The 16233-nt window shown below is 64.2% G+C and carries 10 protein-coding genes; 4 read left to right on the top strand and 6 right to left on the bottom strand.

Annotated features, from left to right (window positions below; translation table 11 throughout):
- The first annotated feature begins 109 nt into the window (after window positions 1-109).
- Both purF and AB6809_RS27255 read left to right on the top strand, forming a co-directional pair.
- On the top strand, window positions 110-1660 hold the full coding sequence (gene purF, locus AB6809_RS27260; protein WP_029971422.1) for an amidophosphoribosyltransferase: 1551 nt from the start codon (window positions 110-112) through the stop codon (window positions 1658-1660).
- A gap of 317 nt (window positions 1661-1977) precedes the next feature.
- Window positions 1978-3168 (top strand): O-succinylhomoserine sulfhydrylase, encoded by a 1191-nt coding sequence (locus tag AB6809_RS27255; RefSeq protein ID WP_029971423.1) that lies wholly within the window; start codon window positions 1978-1980, stop codon window positions 3166-3168.
- A gap of 138 nt (window positions 3169-3306) precedes the next feature.
- Here AB6809_RS27255 and AB6809_RS27250 read toward each other — a convergent pair whose 3' ends face one another.
- Both AB6809_RS27250 and AB6809_RS27245 read right to left on the bottom strand, forming a co-directional pair.
- The gene (locus AB6809_RS27250; protein WP_029971424.1) at window positions 3307-4101 is read right to left on the bottom strand and encodes an AraC family transcriptional regulator; all 795 of its coding nucleotides are present in this window, start codon (window positions 4099-4101) and stop codon (window positions 3307-3309) included.
- 45 nt (window positions 4102-4146) lie between these two features.
- The gene (locus AB6809_RS27245) at window positions 4147-4488 is read right to left on the bottom strand and encodes an FKBP-type peptidyl-prolyl cis-trans isomerase (RefSeq protein ID WP_006047612.1); all 342 of its coding nucleotides are present in this window, start codon (window positions 4486-4488) and stop codon (window positions 4147-4149) included.
- 185 nt (window positions 4489-4673) lie between these two features.
- On the opposite strand from AB6809_RS27245, the gene AB6809_RS27240 reads away from it, so the two are divergent.
- Together AB6809_RS27240 and AB6809_RS27235 are read left to right on the top strand one after the other, a co-directional pair.
- Window positions 4674-5486, top strand: a complete 813-nt coding sequence (locus AB6809_RS27240; protein WP_006047613.1) for a sensor histidine kinase KdpD — start codon at window positions 4674-4676, stop codon at window positions 5484-5486.
- A 119-nt stretch (window positions 5487-5605) separates the two neighbouring features.
- Window positions 5606-6946 carry a hemolysin family protein gene (locus tag AB6809_RS27235; RefSeq protein ID WP_006047614.1) on the top strand — a complete coding sequence of 447 codons (1341 nt, stop codon included), beginning with the start codon at window positions 5606-5608 and terminating at the stop codon, window positions 6944-6946.
- A 20-nt stretch (window positions 6947-6966) separates the two neighbouring features.
- On the opposite strand, the gene treY is transcribed toward AB6809_RS27235, so the two are convergent.
- From treY to glgX, 4 genes are read right to left on the bottom strand one after another with little or no spacing between them, the layout of a single operon-like run.
- Entirely contained in the window at window positions 6967-9822 is a 2856-nt protein-coding gene (gene treY, locus AB6809_RS27230; protein WP_371027540.1) for a malto-oligosyltrehalose synthase, read from the bottom strand.
- On the bottom strand, window positions 9819-12029 hold the full coding sequence (gene malQ, locus AB6809_RS27225) for a 4-alpha-glucanotransferase (protein ID WP_371027539.1): 2211 nt from the start codon (window positions 12027-12029) through the stop codon (window positions 9819-9821). The genes treY and malQ overlap by 4 nt, the downstream gene beginning before the upstream one ends.
- A complete protein-coding gene (gene treZ / locus AB6809_RS27220) occupies window positions 12026-13954 on the bottom strand; it encodes a malto-oligosyltrehalose trehalohydrolase (RefSeq protein WP_029971427.1) in 1929 nt (642 codons plus the stop codon). The genes malQ and treZ overlap by 4 nt, the downstream gene beginning before the upstream one ends.
- A 34-nt stretch (window positions 13955-13988) precedes the next feature.
- Window positions 13989-16196 carry a glycogen debranching protein GlgX gene (glgX, locus tag AB6809_RS27215; RefSeq protein WP_006047618.1) on the bottom strand — a complete coding sequence of 736 codons (2208 nt, stop codon included), beginning with the start codon at window positions 16194-16196 and terminating at the stop codon, window positions 13989-13991.
- Window positions 16197-16233: the final 37 nt, after the last annotated feature.

Here is a 16233-nt window from a genome sequence, read left to right as displayed (position 1 = left end):
GCTCAAACCGGTTGCCTTGTCATCATGTCGCGAACCGTCGCGGCATATCGCGCGCGCTTCGCGAGGCACCGGCCGCTCTGACGAATTTCGTACCTTTGAAGGACATGCCATGTGCGGCATCGTAGGCGTAGTTTCCCATTCTCCGGTCAACCAGCTGATCTATGACAGCCTGCTGCTTTTGCAGCACCGCGGTCAGGACGCCGCCGGCATCGCGACAGCGAACGGCAGCAATTTCCACATGCACAAGGCCAACGGCATGGTGCGCGACGTGTTCCGCACGCGCAACATGCGCAGCCTGCCGGGCAATACCGGCATCGGCCAGGTGCGCTACCCGACGGCCGGCTCGGCGTCGAGCGAAGAAGAAGCGCAGCCGTTCTACGTGAACGCGCCGTTCGGCATCATCCTCGCGCACAACGGCAATCTGACCAACTGGCAGCAGTTGAAAGATGAGATGTTCCGCATCGACCGCCGCCACATCAACACCAATTCCGACACGGAAGTCATGCTCAACGTGCTCGCGCACGAATTGCAGCTTTCGAGCTCGGGCCTGCAGCTCGATCCGGCGGCGCTCTTTAAGGCGGTGTCGGGCGTGCATCGGCGGGTGCGGGGTTCGTATGCGATTGTTTCGCTGATCGCCGGTTACGGCCTGCTCGCTTTCCGCGACCCGTTCGGCATTCGCCCGCTGTGTCTCGGCAAGCAGGAGACGGCGGAAGGCGTCGAATGGATTCTGGCGTCGGAATCGGTGGCGATCGAAGGTATCGGCTTTGAATTCGTGCGCGACGTGGCGCCGGGCGAAGCGGTGTTCATCGACCTCGACGGCAACCTGCACTCGCAGCAATGCGCGACGAACCCGAGCCTGAACCCGTGCATTTTCGAACTCGTGTATCTCGCGCGTCCGGACTCGGTGCTCGACGGCGTGCCGGTTTATAACGTGCGTCTGCGCATGGGCGATTACCTCGCCGAGAAAATCAGGCGCGAATTGCCCGACGTCGCGATCGACGTCGTCATGCCGATTCCCGATTCGTCCCGTCCGGCCGCGATGCAGGTCGCGAAGAAGCTGGGCGTCGAGTATCGCGAAGGCTTCTTCAAGAACCGTTACGTGGGCCGCACCTTCATCATGCCGGGCCAGGCGGTGCGCAAGAAGTCGGTGCGCCAGAAGCTGAACGCAATGGGCATCGAGTTCAAGGGCAAGAACGTGCTGATCGTCGACGACTCGATCGTGCGCGGTACCACCTCGCATGAAATCGTGCAGATGGCGCGGGATGCCGGCGCGAACAAGGTGATCTTCGCTTCGGCGGCGCCGCCGGTGAAGTTCCCGAACGTCTACGGTATCGACATGCCGACGCGCGGCGAGCTGGTCGCGCATGGCCGCTCGGACGAAGAAGTCGCGCGCATGATCGGCGCGGATCATCTCGTGTATCAGGACGTCGACGCCCTCAAGCAGGCCGTGCGCGACATCAATCCGGCGCTGAAGGAATTCGAGGCTTCGTGTTTCGACGGCAACTACGTGACCGGCGACGTGACGACCGAGTATCTCGACCGCATCGAAACCGCGCGCCTTGCGCCGTCGTCGCAATCGGATCGCGACGCCGCGAGCGAAGCCATCGACGGCGGCGGTCCCGCTCGCTCGCAGTTGCACTTGCAGTTGTCGGTAGGTTAAATGCCGAGCGCGCGCTCGCGGCATCGCGTGCGTCGCTGCACGCCGCGCCGCGAGCGTGTTAGCATGATGGCTTGCGTCGATTTGATCTCAGCTTGCGGACGCGGGGCAACCCGAAACAGCTAAAGCGAATGGTGGAAAAGCCGCACTTGTCCGCCTCCGCTCCAGCTTTCCCCGCACATGAAGCCCGTTTGTACCGACGCAAAAAGCGCCGGCGCAAAGCGGGCTTTTTTGTTACTGCCGTTCGACCACGCGGTCTGGTTGCATGACGCAAGCCGCGCGCCGAATGCAGTCATGGAACTTTGGAAACCACAACGACTATGGACGACTCCCTGAACTTCGATACGCTGGCAGTCCGCTCGGGCACGGTGCGCAGCGACTTCAACGAGCATTCCGAAGCGATCTTCCTCACTTCGAGCTTCGTCTTCGCGAGTGCCGCGGACGCAGCCGAGCGCTTCAAGAAGTCCGAGGACTATTACACGTACTCGCGTTTCACGAACCCGACCGTCTCGATGTTCCAGGACCGTCTGGCCGCGCTCGAAGGCGGCGAAGCCTGCATGGCGACGGCTTCGGGAATGGCCGCGATCATGTCGGTGGTGATGTCCACGCTGCAGGCCGGCGACCATCTGGTCAGTTCGCAGGCGCTGTTCGGCTCGACGCTCGGCATGTTCTCGCAAATCTTCAGCAAGTTCGGCATCACGACCACGTTTGTCGATCCGACCGATCTGGATGCGTGGAAAAACGCCGTTCGTCCCGAGACGAAGATGTTCTTCCTCGAAACGCCGTCGAATCCGCTGACCGAGATTGCCGACATCGAAGCGATCAGCAAGATCGCCAAGGCGGCGAATGCGCTCTTCGTCGTGGATAACTGTTTTTGCAGCCCGGCGTTGCAGCAGCCGCTGAAGCTCGGCGCGGACGTGGTCATGCATTCGGCCACCAAGTTCCTCGACGGCCAGGGGCGCGTGCTCGGCGGCGCGCTGGTCGGCTCGAAGAAGTTCATCATGGAAAAGGTCTTTCCGTTCGTGCGCAGCGCCGGGCCGACGCTGTCCGCGTTCAACGCGTGGGTGCTGCTCAAGGGCCTGGAAACGTTGTCGCTGCGCGTCGAAAAGCAGTCGGCGAACGCGCTTGAACTCGCGCGCTGGCTCGACTCGCATCCTGCCGTGAAGCGCGTGTTCTATCCTGGCCTCGAATCGCATCCGCAGCACGCGCTGGCCATGCGTCAGCAGAAGGCGGGCGGCGCGATTGTTTCGTTCGAGTTGAGGGGCGACACGCCCGAGCAGATGCGCGCGAATGCGTGGCGCGTGATCGACAGCACGAAGATTTGCTCGATCACGGGCAACCTCGGCGACACGCGCACGACCATCACGCATCCGGCGACGACAACGCATGGCCGGGTGACGCCCGAAGCGCGAGAAGCGGCCGGCATCACCGAGGGCCTGATTCGTCTCGCGGTGGGATTGGAGAATCCGGCGGATATTCGCGCCGATCTGGAGCGCGGCCTCGCTGGCTGAGTGCTGAGTTATCGCAGAGAGTAGGTATAGGGCGCGCTGAGCTTATTGGCCAGCGCGCTTTTTTATGCGGCAAGGTTTGATGCTTCGATGCGGCAGCGCCTGAAGCGTCTGAAGCTCAACGCCCTCGACCCAAAATCGTCAATGCCGCAACGCCCGCCATTGCCCAGGCGCTAACCCGAACCGTCGCGTGAATGCGTGCGTATAAGCGCTCTGATCGCCGAAACCGATGTCGAGCGCGATGTCGGCCAGCGAAAGCCGCGGATCGGCGAGCAGCGTGAGCGACGTATCGAGCCGCAGCCGCTGCAAATAGCGATGCGGCGTTTCGCCGAACGCGTCGATAAAAAGTTGATGGAAGCGCCGCATGCCGAAGCCGCAATGCGCGGCAAGGTCGGCAATACGCAGCGGTTCGGACAGATGCGCGCGCAACCAGCGGTCGATCCGCGCGAAGTCGAGCCCTGCCGCGGGCGCTTCCGCGCCTTGCATGCCGGCGCCGGCAATCAACGCTGCGCCGAGTCGCGCAGCCGCGTCCCAATGAAAACGCCGCACATCGAGATCGTCCGCCGGCGCGTCGTGCGTGTCGTCCACGCCCTGCGCCGCGTGCGACGCAATGCGCTGCACGAGTTCGGTAAACGGCGCATCGACGATAACAGCCCGTGCCCGGTCGAACAATCGCTCGGGCACGGCGAGCGTCGCGGCCGGCAAGTCCAGCACCAACTGCCGGTTTTCGCCGAGCCCCGCGTAATCGTGCCGCGCGCCTGCTGGAATCAGCCACGCGCAGCGCGCGTCGATTCGTTGCGCGACGCCGTCCACCGCCATCACCATCGCGCCGTCGAGTCCGAGCACGACCTGGTGGAAGTCGTGCACGTCCGACGCCTGCGACGCGCCGAAGCGGCGCAGCGAAACGCTAGGTGCGGTAACGGCGGCGTGCGTCATCGAAAATCAGGCAACAGACCAGCGGCGAAACGGATGGCCGAAGCCTCAAACGTCGAGCAGTTCGACTTCGAACACGAGCGTCGCATTCGGCGGAATCACACCGCCCGCGCCACGCACGCCGTAGCCGAGTTGCGGCGGAATGGTCAGCTTGCGCGTGCCGCCGACCTTCATGCCTTGCACGCCTTCGTCCCAGCCCTTGATGACCATGCCGCCGCCGAGCACGAACGCGAACGGATCGTTGCGATCCTTGCTCGAGTCGAACTTCTGGCCGTCGGTCAGCCAGCCGGTGTAATGCACGCTGACGGTCTTGCCAGCAACCGCTTCCGCGCCCGTTCCTTCAACGATGTCTTCATACTTCAAGCCGGATTCGGTAGTCACAGTCGACATATGTCGCTCCTTGGTTCACAAACGTAAAACCGACATTGTAGGCGCGTTGACGCAGGCCAGTCGAACAGCGCGGCGTGGCACGCGGATTGCGGCCAGCAATAGCCATCCGGCCAGGCTGGTGGCGTCCGGTGGCATGCCTATAATGGGACTTTCCCAATCATGATGCATTGCCTGAGAGGTCGATCGTGACAACGTCTACAACGGGAACGGCCGGGGCAACCGGGACCCAGCCGGCGGCTTCCACGTTCGCCGTATCCGAACGCACCGCGCATCTGCGCGCCGAAGCCGCGCTTTTCATGCGCGACCATGTGCTGTCGCTCGTGTCGCACGACTTGCGCGGTCCGTTGAACGCTATTCATAGCTGGGCTTATGTGCTGGAACGCAAGCTCGATCCCAACGATCCGAATTCGCAGCGTGCCGTTACCGGCATTCGCAACGGTGTCGATCAACAGGTGAAGTTGCTCGAAACGGTCGTCGACGCCACCCGAGCCGAAACGAAATCGCTCGCGCTCGCGTATGCGCCGTTTCCGCTGCATCCGCTGCTCGACGAAACCGCGGAAGAAGTGCGCTCGGGCCTCGCGCGCACGCGCGGCGTCGAAGTCGTCGTCAACTCTCAACTCGGCACCGAGCAACTGAATGGCGACCGCGAGCGCCTCGCCGCCGCGTTATGGATGATGCTCACCTTTGCGGTCGAATCGAGCGCGCAAGACTCGGCTGTCACGCTTGAAGCGCGTGCGGATGCAACGGCCTGGCATGCCGCCGTCACGTACGAGGCGAGCGCCGCGCTGGTCGATGCCTCGCTGCCTCATCTGCTCGAAGCGTTTGCGCGAAAACAGGCTCGCGAGCCGCGCGAAGCCAATCGCATCGCGTGGGTGCTCGCGCTGTGCAAGCGCGTCGCGGAAGCGCATGGCGGCGGCTTCGAGCAACAGGACGCCACCGACGCCGCTCCCGCCACCCTGTCGTTGCGCGTTCCGTTGAGCGCCCCGGCAGCGCGATGAACGCTTGCAGCGCTTACGGCGCTTGCGGCACTTACTCATGGCACGCGTCATCGGCGATTAACTTTTCGACGAGCTTTCACCCTCTATACTGACAACTTTTGTTGCCGGAGCCCGCCGCTTTGATCCAGGTTGTCGCCCTTCTCGGGGCATTGCTTCTCGTCGCCCTCAACGGTTTCTTCGTTGCCGCCGAATTCGGCCTGGTCAAGTTACGGCAGACGCGCGTGCGCAGTCTCGCCGAACACCACGGCATGCGCGGGCGCCTGCTCGCCAAGGTGCATGGCCGCCTCGACGCGTATCTGTCCGCGTGTCAGTTGGGCATTACGCTCGCGTCGCTCGGGCTTGGCTGGATCGGCGAGCCCGCGTTCGCGGAACTGCTGACGCCGCTCTTCAGCATCGCCGGTGTGCAGTCCGAGCAGTTGATTCACGGCATTTCGCTGTTCTTCGCGTTTTCGTGCATTTCGTTTCTGCATATCGTGGTCGGCGAACTCGCGCCGAAGTCGCTCGCAATTCGCGAAGCGGAAAAGGTCTCGCTATGGGCCGCCACGCCGCTGTACGGTTTTTATTGGGCGATGTATCCGGCGATCTGGCTGCTCAACACGAGCGCGAACGCGGTCCTCAAACTCGCCGGCCTCCACGCGGAGCATGCGCACGACTCGCATTATTCGACCGACGAACTGAAGCTCATCCTGCGCAGCCGCCGCAATGTCGCGTCGGAGCGCGGCGCGCCGGAAGACGCGTACAGTCAGGACGAGTGGAACACCATCGCGCATTCGCTGGATTTTTCGCGCATGACCGTGTCGGACCTGATGCGTCCGGCCTACGAAATGATCGGCCTGCGTGTCGATCTGCCATTGCGCGAAAACATGCAGGTGGTCGCGCGGCATCGCTTCAGCCGCTACCCGCTTTTCGAGGATGCGTCCGGCGAACGCGTGGCCGGCATGATCCACCTGAAGGACTTGCTGCTCGCGCGCCATGCCGGCAGTACGCTCGACGATCTGTCGCACTACGCGCGCCCCGTTCAATACGTGAAGCCCGATATGCCGGCACTCGAACTGTTTCGCCGGTTCCGCAAGGGCGCGCCGCATTTCGCGCTGGTAGGCCACAAGAATTCGAAGCCCATTGGTTTTCTCACGCTCGACAATCTGCTCGGCGCGCTAGTCGGCCAGATTCACGACGAATTCCGCCAGGGCGACGCCGACTGGTCGCGCATGGACGACGGCACGTTGATGGGGAAGGGCAGCTTGCCGGTCGTGTCGCTCGAACGCGCACTGGGCATCGACATCGACGAAGGCAAGGCCGAATCCGTTGGCGGCCTCGTGATTCAGGCGCTCAACGATTTGCCGACCGAAGGGCAGCGCGTCGAATTCGACCGCTTCGACGTGGTCGTGAAAAAGATGAAGGGACCGCGCATCGTGCTCGTGCGCGTGTACCCCAAGGTGTTCGACGACGAAGGCGGTTAGCGAAAGCACTAAACCCGCTCTCAACTCCGCGGCACACCGTCCTCGACCAGCACCGCAATCGGCATCGCCGCGAGCGCATCGCGTAGACACAACAAGCCGTTCTCATCGACCTTCGGCGCGGCCGGACTCAGCCAGTCGAAGAGCGCTCGCGCGGACAGATCGGCGGGCATCTCGACGGCGGTGTCCTGCCACTTCTCCGGGTCCACCATCGGCAGATCGCCTTCGCCGCCGAGCAGCCCGGCCGCAAGCCGGCTCGCGACGACAACCGCCCACGCATTGCCATGCCGCCGCGCAAACGCGATCACATTCGACGCATGCGCGCCGCGCACGGTCAGCGGCAGATAAGTGCCCTGGCTCAGCAACTCCGGCAAATGCGCGCGCAGCGCGAGCACGCGCTGCACGACCGCGAGCTTCACGCGTCCGTTGCGCCACGTCGACAGAAATTCGGACGGCGGCGTTTGCGCGAGCAACGCGGCGCGCGCGTCGAAATCGACTGGCCTGCGATTGTCCGGATCGACGAGGCTGAAGTCCCACAACTCGGTGCCTTGATAAAGATCGGGAATCCCAGGCGATGCAAGCCGCAAGACGGTCTGCTGCAGACTGTTGAGCGCGCCGGCGCGCGAGATGCGTGCGACAAACGCCGCCAGTTCCTGGAGGAACCCGTCGCGCCGCTGCGGCGCGAGAATGTCGAACAGGAAGTCGCGGCAACCGGCTTCGTAGGCTTCGTCGGGCGTGAACCAGTTGGTTTGCAGCTTCGCCTCGCGCAGCGCCTTCAACTGCCATTGCGCGACGCGCTCGGCCAATGCCTTGACGCCCGCCTGGTCGTCGGGCTGCAGGTCGGGCGGCCAGCAACCGACCAGCGTCTGATACAGCATCGCCTCGGCGGCGGGACCGGGCGCCCAGTCGTAGCTCGTGTCCTGGCCGACGCTGCTGACCGGCTTGCCGTCGAGCGAGCGGCGCTGCGGCGCGTTCAATGTCGACCATGCGCGCAACGTCGCCGTCCACTCGTGCGGAATTTCGCTCAGCACCGCGAGCCGCGCGCGCACGTCTTCACCGCGCTTGTGATCGTGCGTGGCGGTGGTCAGCATTGCGTGAGGCAATCGCTGCGAGCGCTCGACGTTGCCCGCGTGAAACTGCTCAACCGACAACGCAAACTCGCCCGGATCGGCGCCGACTTCACACCGCGACAACAGCCGGCCATAGCGATAGCAGGCCGTGTCCTCGACGGCCTTCGCGGCAACCGGCGCGGTCAACTGCGAGAACAGCGTTTGCGCGGTGCGCCGCGCGGAGCCGGCGTGATTGGGCGGCGCGCCGTTCTGGCCTTGCTGCGGCTGACTGTGGCGCGCGCTCTGCGTGTCGTCGACGCCGCCGCCGAGCCACGCATCGACACGTTCGAGCACGCCATGATCGGCGCGCGAAAGCGTCGCGCGCGCGCCCGCCAGCGCCTGTTCGAAGAACACGTTGTCGGCGGCGCTGCGCAAGCCGCTTTGCGGATAGATGCGGTACACGGGAAAATGCACGACCAGTTCGGTCAACACGCGGCGCAGGCTGGTGAACGTGTAATCGCGTGTGGCCAACGAGTCGCGCGCAATGCGATGCAGCGCGCGCGCCGCGCGGTCGAGTTCCGCCGACAGATTCTCCGCGACGATCTTGCGCCGCGCGGCCAATGCTTCATCCGCGAAATTCGGGCTGCGGCCCGTGAGTTCGGCCCACGCGTCGGCAAGCGGCTCTGCACCTGCCGGGTCGTGCAGAAGCGCGCCCACGTCGTTCATGAAGTCATAGCCGGTCGTGCCGTCCACCGGCCAGTCGTCGCGCAGCGGTTCGCCGCGCGCCAGAATCTTTTCGACGACCACATACGGCGTCGTATCGCGCAATTCCGTCAGACGTTGCCGCAGCCGCTGACAGTACTCGCGCGGCTCGGCGAGGCCGTCGACATGATCGATCCGCAGACCGTCGATCACGCCTTCCTGATACAGACGAAAAACCAGCGCATGCGTCGCTTCGAAGACCTCGGGCCGTTCGGCGCGCACGGCGGCGAGCGTCGAGATGTCGAAGAAGCGCCGCCAGTTGACTTCGTCGGCGGCGGTGCGCCACCACGCGAGGCGGAAATGCTGGCGTTCGAGCAGCCGATGCAGGCGGTCGCGCGTCAGCGGATCTTCGGGCGAATAGGTTTGCAGCGCGAACTGAATCGCCGACTCGCCGTTTAGCGCAACGAACTCGCGCAACATCTCGCGGCCTTCGGCGGCGCGCGGCTGATCGGTGGGCTGCGTCGTCAGTCCCTGGAAGCGCTCGGCGAGCGCGCTGAGATCGGCGCGGTCGGCGCTTTGCAGGATCGACGGGTAATCGACCGGACACACCGGAAACACGTGCGGTCCGTAGCCGACATAAAAGCGCCCGCTGTCCGCGGCGAAGTGCAGCGCGATGCGGCCCGACGCCAGTTCGTCGCCATACGGCGCGCCGAGCGTCGGCAGCAGCACCTTGCCGCGCAACGCCGGATCGGGCGAATGCCAGTCCACATCGAAGTGACGCGCGTACGTGCTGTGACGGCCCCATTCGAGAATATCGAGCCACCACACATTGCTCGAGCCGCCGACGCCCATATGATTCGGCACCATGTCGACGATCAGCCCCATGCCGTGCGCGTGCAATTTTTCGACGAGGCGCTTCAGGCCCGCCTCGCCGCCGCATTCGGCGCTCACATGCGTGTAATCGACGGTGTCGTAGCCGTGCATCGAACCGGGCTCGGCCGTGGTGATCGGCGACGCGTACACATGGCTGATGCCGAGCGCGGCGAAATACTCGACGTGCTTCGCGGCATCGTCGAAAGTGAAGCCCCGATGAAACTGGAGGCGAAGCGTGGAGCGTGGGACGGTCATGGCGTATCAGGCTCCGAAGCGGTATTGGCTGAAGGAGTGGAAACGGTTGCGGCGCTGCGCGCCCGGTCGACTGCGAGCAGCCGGTCGCAAAAGGCGTCGTCGAGAAACATTTCGTCGATGGGCAGATTCATGCGGCGGCGCCAGTTCGGATGCTCGTCGATCGAGCCCGGCAAGTTCGGCTGCTCGCTCTGCGCGAGCAGGTCTTCGAGCGGAAACGTGACGAGCGGGCCAGGCGTTGCCGCGACAAAGGCGAGGGCTTCGTCGACGGGCGGACTCTCGAGCGGCGGCGCGTCGACATCCGGCGCGGCCACGCCGGCTTCCTGGAACGCGCGCCACAGGTCGGCGCGGTCGCTCGCGCGCTCTTCCTGCGCGGCTTCTTCGGGATCGCGGCCATCGGGGCGCGCCATCGTCTGGCCGATCTTGTTGCGCCAGCTAATGTCGCTGCCGGCCCACCAGCCGGCGACGGTCGGCAGATCGTGCGTGGTCGTCGTGCCGACCGCATTGCGGTCCCACGCCTGCGGCGGCTTGAAGCCTGTGCCGTCTTCGCCGCGTTCGAACCACAGCACGCGGATGCCGGCAATGCCATGCTCGTTGAGCCGCTCGCGAAAGCCGGGCGGCACGGTGCCGAGATCTTCGCCGATCACAATCGCGCGATGCCGCCACGATTCGAGCGCGATCAGACGCAACTGGTCTTCGAGCGGATAGCGCAGATACGCGCCGTTGCGCGCGCTCTCGCCTTCCGGCACGAGCCATAGACGCCGCAAGCCGAGAATATGATCGATGCGAATTCCGCCAGCGTGTGCAAAGGCGGCGCGCAGCATGTCGATGAACGCGGAGAAGCCTTGCGTGCGCATCGCACGCGGCGAGAACGTGGTGAGGCCCCAGCTTTGTCCCGCCTGATTGAAGAGGTCGGGCGGCGCGCCGACGGACACGCCTTGCAGCATGTCGTCGCGGTAGGACCATGCATGGCTGCCCGCGCTGTCGCATCCCACGGCGAGATCGGCGATCACACCGACCGCCATGCCCGCTTCACGCGCCGCGTGTTGCGCGTGCGACAGACCTTTCGCGGCAAGCCATTGCAGAAAGAGATGAAAGTCGACTTCATGGCGATGCGCTTGCGCGAACGCATCCACTTCCGGGCTGCGCGGATCGCGCAATGCTTCCGGCCAGTCGCGCCAATGACCGTTGCCGCCTTGCGCGAGTTGCGCGGCCTGCAGTGCTTCGAAGCGCGCATGATCTTCGAGCGCTCGTCCCGCGCGTTCGCAAAAGCCGTGAAATTCGAGCGCGCGCGGCGTATCGGGCGCGCCGTCGTGGGCCCGCTCATGCGCGCAGAAATTCTCGAACAACGCGCGCAACACCTTCAGCTTCAGCACGACCGCCTTCGGCCAGTCGATCAGCGGCAAGCCTTCGAGTCCGGTCCACGCGTCCGCGGCTTGTGCGGATTCCATCGCGGCGCGCGCAGCATCCGCGCCGAACACCGCTGCCGGATCGATATGCGTGACGTTCAACCACAAACGCGACGACGGCGAATACGGACTGAAGCGATTGGGCTCCGCGCTGAACATCGCGTGCGTCGGGCTCACGGCGAGCGCATGCGCGCCGCGTTTTGCGCTCTCCGTCGCAATGCGGGCGAGCGCCGAATAATCGCCGATGCCGCCGTCGCCCACGCGGCGCAAGCCATACAACTGCGCGGCCACGCCCCATAGCGGCGGCGCCTCGGCGCGCTCGTCGTCACGCAACGTGCGCCATGCGTCGGCGACGGTATAGCAGCGCGACGGCGCGATCGCGAGCGTCACGCGCTGTTCGTGAATGACGAGCGTGTGATAGCCGGGTTCGTCGATGGGCGCGAGCAACGCCTCTTCGCCTTTGGGCGCGGTAAAGCGTCCGTCGATGATGGAGCCGCTTTCCAGTTCGATGCGGTAATGGCTGCCCGACTTGAGCGCGGTCGCGGGCAACGCAATGCCGCGCCCGACTTCGGCGGTCATCAGCGGCGGCAGTTTGCGGCCCGACAATTCGGCGTCGAGTGCGGCCGCGCTTTGCCGGATCTGCGTCGCGTTGCCGCACGGCAAGCCCATGCGCTCGAGCAGAACCGCGAGCGTCTTCTCGGGCACGCGATGCACCTTGTGATGCGCGTCTTCCCACTCCACCTCGAAGCCGGCGCGCGCCGCGAGCGTGTCGATCGTATCGCCAGAGCGTCGGGTACTCACGAGCGGCGCTCCTCTTTCCCGACTATGCGAGCATCATGACCGATCGCATAGTCGTTGATGTCGCCGGTCAGCCACGCGACGAACGCATTCGGCGGCAGCACGTTCGCGTCGATCTGCTCGCGCACGCGCGGCGGCGTTTCGAAAATGACCTTGCCGGCAGGCACATCGTTAAACGGCACGCTTTGCTTCGACAGATTGAGCGCGAGCGACAGCGTCTCGCCATCACCGAGTTTCCAGCGTGCTATTAGCGCATTCGCGTCCGTGCCGTTTTCATCCACAAGCACCGTTGCGTTGAGCGCCTTGCCGTGCTTCAGACGCGGCGTGATCAGTTTTGCGCGTACCGTCAGCGCGGATTTGTAGAAGTGCATCCAGTCGAGGCGGTCTTTTGCTTCGTCATCCTGCGCAGTAGAAGACGAGGCGGTCAAGGGCTCGGGCGGCGACGATGCGGCAAACGTCTTCACGTCGTTCGGATCGGGAATCTGCGCGCGACGCTTTTCGTCGCTGAACGACGAGAAACGCGCGAACTCGCGGCGACGTCCTTCGCGCACGGCGTCGGCGAGATCGCCGGTGTAATCGGTGAAGAACAGAAACGGCTGCGTCGAGCCGTATTCCTCGTCCATGAAGAGCAGCGGAATTTGCGGCGACAGCAGCAGCAAGCCGGTGGCCGCGCGCAATGCGTCATCCGACGTGAGCTTGCGCAGACGCTCGCCGAATGCGCGATTGCCGATCTGATCGTGATTCTGCAAAAACATCACGAACGACGTGGGCGGCAAATGCCCGCTCGATTCGCCGCGCGGCGCGCCGTCGTGCAGCGGCGACGGATCGCCCTGATACGCGAAGCCCTCGGAGAGCACGCGAGCAAGACGGCGGGTCGGCTGATCCTCGTACGCGTGGTAATAGCCTTCGGTCTCACCGGTCAGCAGCACATGCAGCGTGTTGTGCGCGTCGTCGTTCCATTGCGCGTTGAAGTGGTTCTCCAACAGGCTTGCACTGTTGTGCTCGTTTTCCAGCACCAGATGCACATGGCGGCCATGCTGCACATGGGCGCGAATATGATCGGACAGCTCGCGCAGCCAGCGGTGATTGTCGATCGCGTGAACCGCGTCGAAACGCAGGCCGTCAATCCGGTATTCGTTGATCCAGTAGACGGCGTTGTCCATGAAAAAGTCGCTGACTTCACTGCGCTCGAAGTCGATGGCCGGGCCCCACGGCGTATGCGTGCCTTCGCGGAAAAACGAGCGCGCGTATTCGTGCAGATAGTTGCCGTCAGGGCCGAAATGGTTGTAGACCACATCGAGAAACACCATCAGGCCGAGACCGTGCGCGGCGTCGATCAGCGCCTTCAGTTCCTCGGGGCGGCCGTATGCGGAATCAGGCGCGTAGGGCAGCACGCCGTCATAGCCCCAATTGTGCTTGCCCGGAAAGTCGTTCAAGGGCATCAGTTCGATCGCCGTCACGCCGAGCGCCGCGAGCGCGGGCAAGCGTTTTTGCACGCCCTGATAGCCGCCCATCGCACCGACGTGCAGTTCGTACAACACGGTTTCTTCCCACGGCCTGCCATGCCAGTCGCAATGTTCCCAGCGATAGGCGCGCGGGTCGATGACTTCGCTCGGACCATGCACGTCTTGCGGCTGAAAGCGCGACGCCGGATCGGGCACCGCATTGCCGTCGTCGAGACGAAAGCGGTACAGCGTGCCCGCGCCGCTCTCGACGCTCGCCTCGAACCAGCCGTTGCCGGCCGGCGTCATTTCATGCGCGCCTTGCGCGGCGCCGTTCTCGATTTCGACCTGCACGCTTTTGCACGAAGGCGCCCAGAAACGAAAACGCGTGCGCGGATTCGCGCCCTTCGGCCCGAGCAATTGCGCGCCGAACGGCAGGCAATGCGCGTAATGATGCGCGTGAGGATCAATTGGATGTTCGGACATGACTCTTCACCATTCGGTTTTGCTGTCGGATTGCTCACGCATCGTTCGCAAACGGATGCTCGCCCGGACGCGGCGGCAACGCCGTCAATAGCCGCTGCCCGTGCTGCGCGCCGGCTTTCCAGCCCGCTTGCCAGTCGGCTTCGCCGACCGGGTGCGCGGCGAGTATCACGAGCCCGCGAGCGGCCACTTCCAGGTCCATTGCGGCGAGCCGGTGCGGGGCGCCTTGCGTATCCGCAGTGTCTAACAGCACGTGCCATTCCAGGTGCGGCGGAGGCGGTGTAAAACGCAGAGTTTCCGCGCTCGCGTTGAGCATCATCAACAATACTTCTGTTTCGCCGTTCAGACCTGGGCCCGCGCGCCGCAAGGTGAACGCGCGGCCTTCCGGGTCTTCCCATGCTTCGATCGTCAGCGGCTCGCCGTTTTCGTCGAACCAGCCGATGTCGAAAAGACCCGGCAGCACTTCGCGGTCGCCGAACAGAAAACGCGTTTCGCGCAACAGCGGATGCTGCTTGCGCAGCGCCACCACACGCGCGACGAAATCGGTCATCTGGCGTCCGTCCGGCGAATCGGCGCGTTCCCAGTCGATCCACGATATTTCGTTATCCTGGCAGTACGCATTGTTGTTGCCGTTCTGCGTGCGCAACGATTCGTCGCCGGCAAGCATCATCGGCGTGCCGAGCGCGACGAACAGCGTCGCCATCATCGAGCGCGCCACGCGTTTGCGTGTCTCGAGAATCGCGGGGTCGTCGGTCGGTCCTTCGACGCCCCAGTTGCTGCTGCAATTTTCGTTATGACCGTCGCGGTTGTCTTCGCGATTCGCCTCGTTGTGCTTGTCCTCGTACGCGGTCATGTCGGCGAGCGTAAAACCATCATGCGACGCGACGAAATTGATCGACGCCCACGGCTTGCGAAAGCGGCGGTTGAAGAGATCGGCGGAACCCGTCAGGCGCGCGGCCAGGTCCTGGCGCAGGCCCGCGTCGCCGCGCCAGAAGCGGCGCACCGTATCGCGGAAACGGTCGTTCCATTCGCCGAAACCCGGCGGATGGTTGCCAAGCTGATAACCGCCCGGACCGATGTCCCACGGTTCGGAAATCAGCTTGCGTTGCGAGAGGACCGGGTCCTGGCGCAACGCGTCGAAGAAACCGGAGCCCGGATCGAAACCATGCGGCTCGCGCCCGAGCGTCACGCCGAGATCGAAACGGAAGCCGTCGATGTTGAACGCGGTCGACCAGTAACGCAGCGAATCCATCACCATCTGCAGCACGCGCGGATGCAGCAGATTGACCGTGTTGCCGCAGCCCGTGTCGTTGATGTGATGCCGCTCGTCGCCGGGAATGAGGCGGTAGTAGCTCGCATTGTCGAGACCGCGCCACGAAACGGTCGGGCCCATTTCGTTGCCTTCGCACGTGTGGTTGTAGACCACGTCGAGAAACACTTCGATGCCGGCCGCGTGCAACTGGCGCACGGCAATGCGCATTTCGTCGAGCCGATGCGTGCTCAGATACGACGGCTCGGGCGCAAAAAACGCCGCCGTGTTGTAGCCCCAGTAATTGCGCAGGCCGCGCTCGACGAGAAAGCGGTCGTTCAGAAACGCATGAACGGGCAGCAGCTCGACGGCAGTCACGCCGAGCTTCAGCAGATGCTCGATAAATTCCGGCGACGACAGCGCGGCAAACGTACCGCGCTCATGCTGACGCAGATCGGCGCGCAGCATCGACGCGCCGCGCACATGCGTTTCATAGATGACGGTTTCGCCCCAGGGCACATTCGGGCGCTTGTCGTGCGACCAGTCGAACGCTTCGTCGATCACCACGCATTTCGGCATGGCAGGCGCGGAGTCGCGCCGGTCGATGGAAAGATCCGCGCGATTCGAATGCACGCGATAGCCGAACAGCGCGTCCGACCAGCGGAACTGTCCGACCAGTTTGCGCGCGTACGGATCGAGCAGCAGCTTGTGCGGATTGAAGCGATGCCCGTGTTGTGGCTGATACGGCCCATGCGCGCGAAAGCCGTATGCGGTGCCGGGATGCGCGTTCGGCAGATAGCCGTGCCAGACCTCATCGGTGCATTCGGGCATCGGGTAGCGTCGGATTTCCTTGCGGCCCGTGGGATCGAACAGACACAGTTCGATTTTCTGCGCGTTCGCCGAGAACACCGCGAAGTTGACACCTAGACCGTCCCAACTCGCGCCGAGCGGATACGGCGAGCCGGGCAGAAGCCGGTCGGGCATTGCATGCGACATGGTTCCCCTTCCTTGTTCTGATTCGATGGAGCGCGAG

Source organism: Paraburkholderia sp. RCC_158, assembly GCF_041355255.1.
In the GTDB taxonomy this organism is placed as follows: domain Bacteria; phylum Pseudomonadota; class Gammaproteobacteria; order Burkholderiales; family Burkholderiaceae; genus Paraburkholderia; species Paraburkholderia graminis.
The sequence above is the reverse complement of the archived record's forward strand: the minus strand, read 5'-3'. Positions and strand labels throughout refer to the sequence as shown.

Bases quoted from the DNA above. Each gene is read 5' to 3' on its own strand.
- treY (WP_371027540.1), bottom strand. From the start codon at position 9,822: ATGACCGTCCCACGCTCCACGCTTCGCCTCCAGTTTCATCGGGGCTTC.
- AB6809_RS27245 (WP_006047612.1), bottom strand. From the start codon at position 4,488: ATGTCGACTGTGACTACCGAATCCGGCTTGAAGTATGAAGACATCGTT.
- purF (WP_029971422.1), top strand. From the start codon at position 110: ATGTGCGGCATCGTAGGCGTAGTTTCCCATTCTCCGGTCAACCAGCTG.
- AB6809_RS27250 (WP_029971424.1), bottom strand. From the start codon at position 4,101: ATGACGCACGCCGCCGTTACCGCACCTAGCGTTTCGCTGCGCCGCTTC.
- AB6809_RS27255 (WP_029971423.1), top strand. From the start codon at position 1,978: ATGGACGACTCCCTGAACTTCGATACGCTGGCAGTCCGCTCGGGCACG.
- treZ (WP_029971427.1), bottom strand. From the start codon at position 13,954: ATGTCCGAACATCCAATTGATCCTCACGCGCATCATTACGCGCATTGC.
- glgX (WP_006047618.1), bottom strand. From the start codon at position 16,196: ATGTCGCATGCAATGCCCGACCGGCTTCTGCCCGGCTCGCCGTATCCG.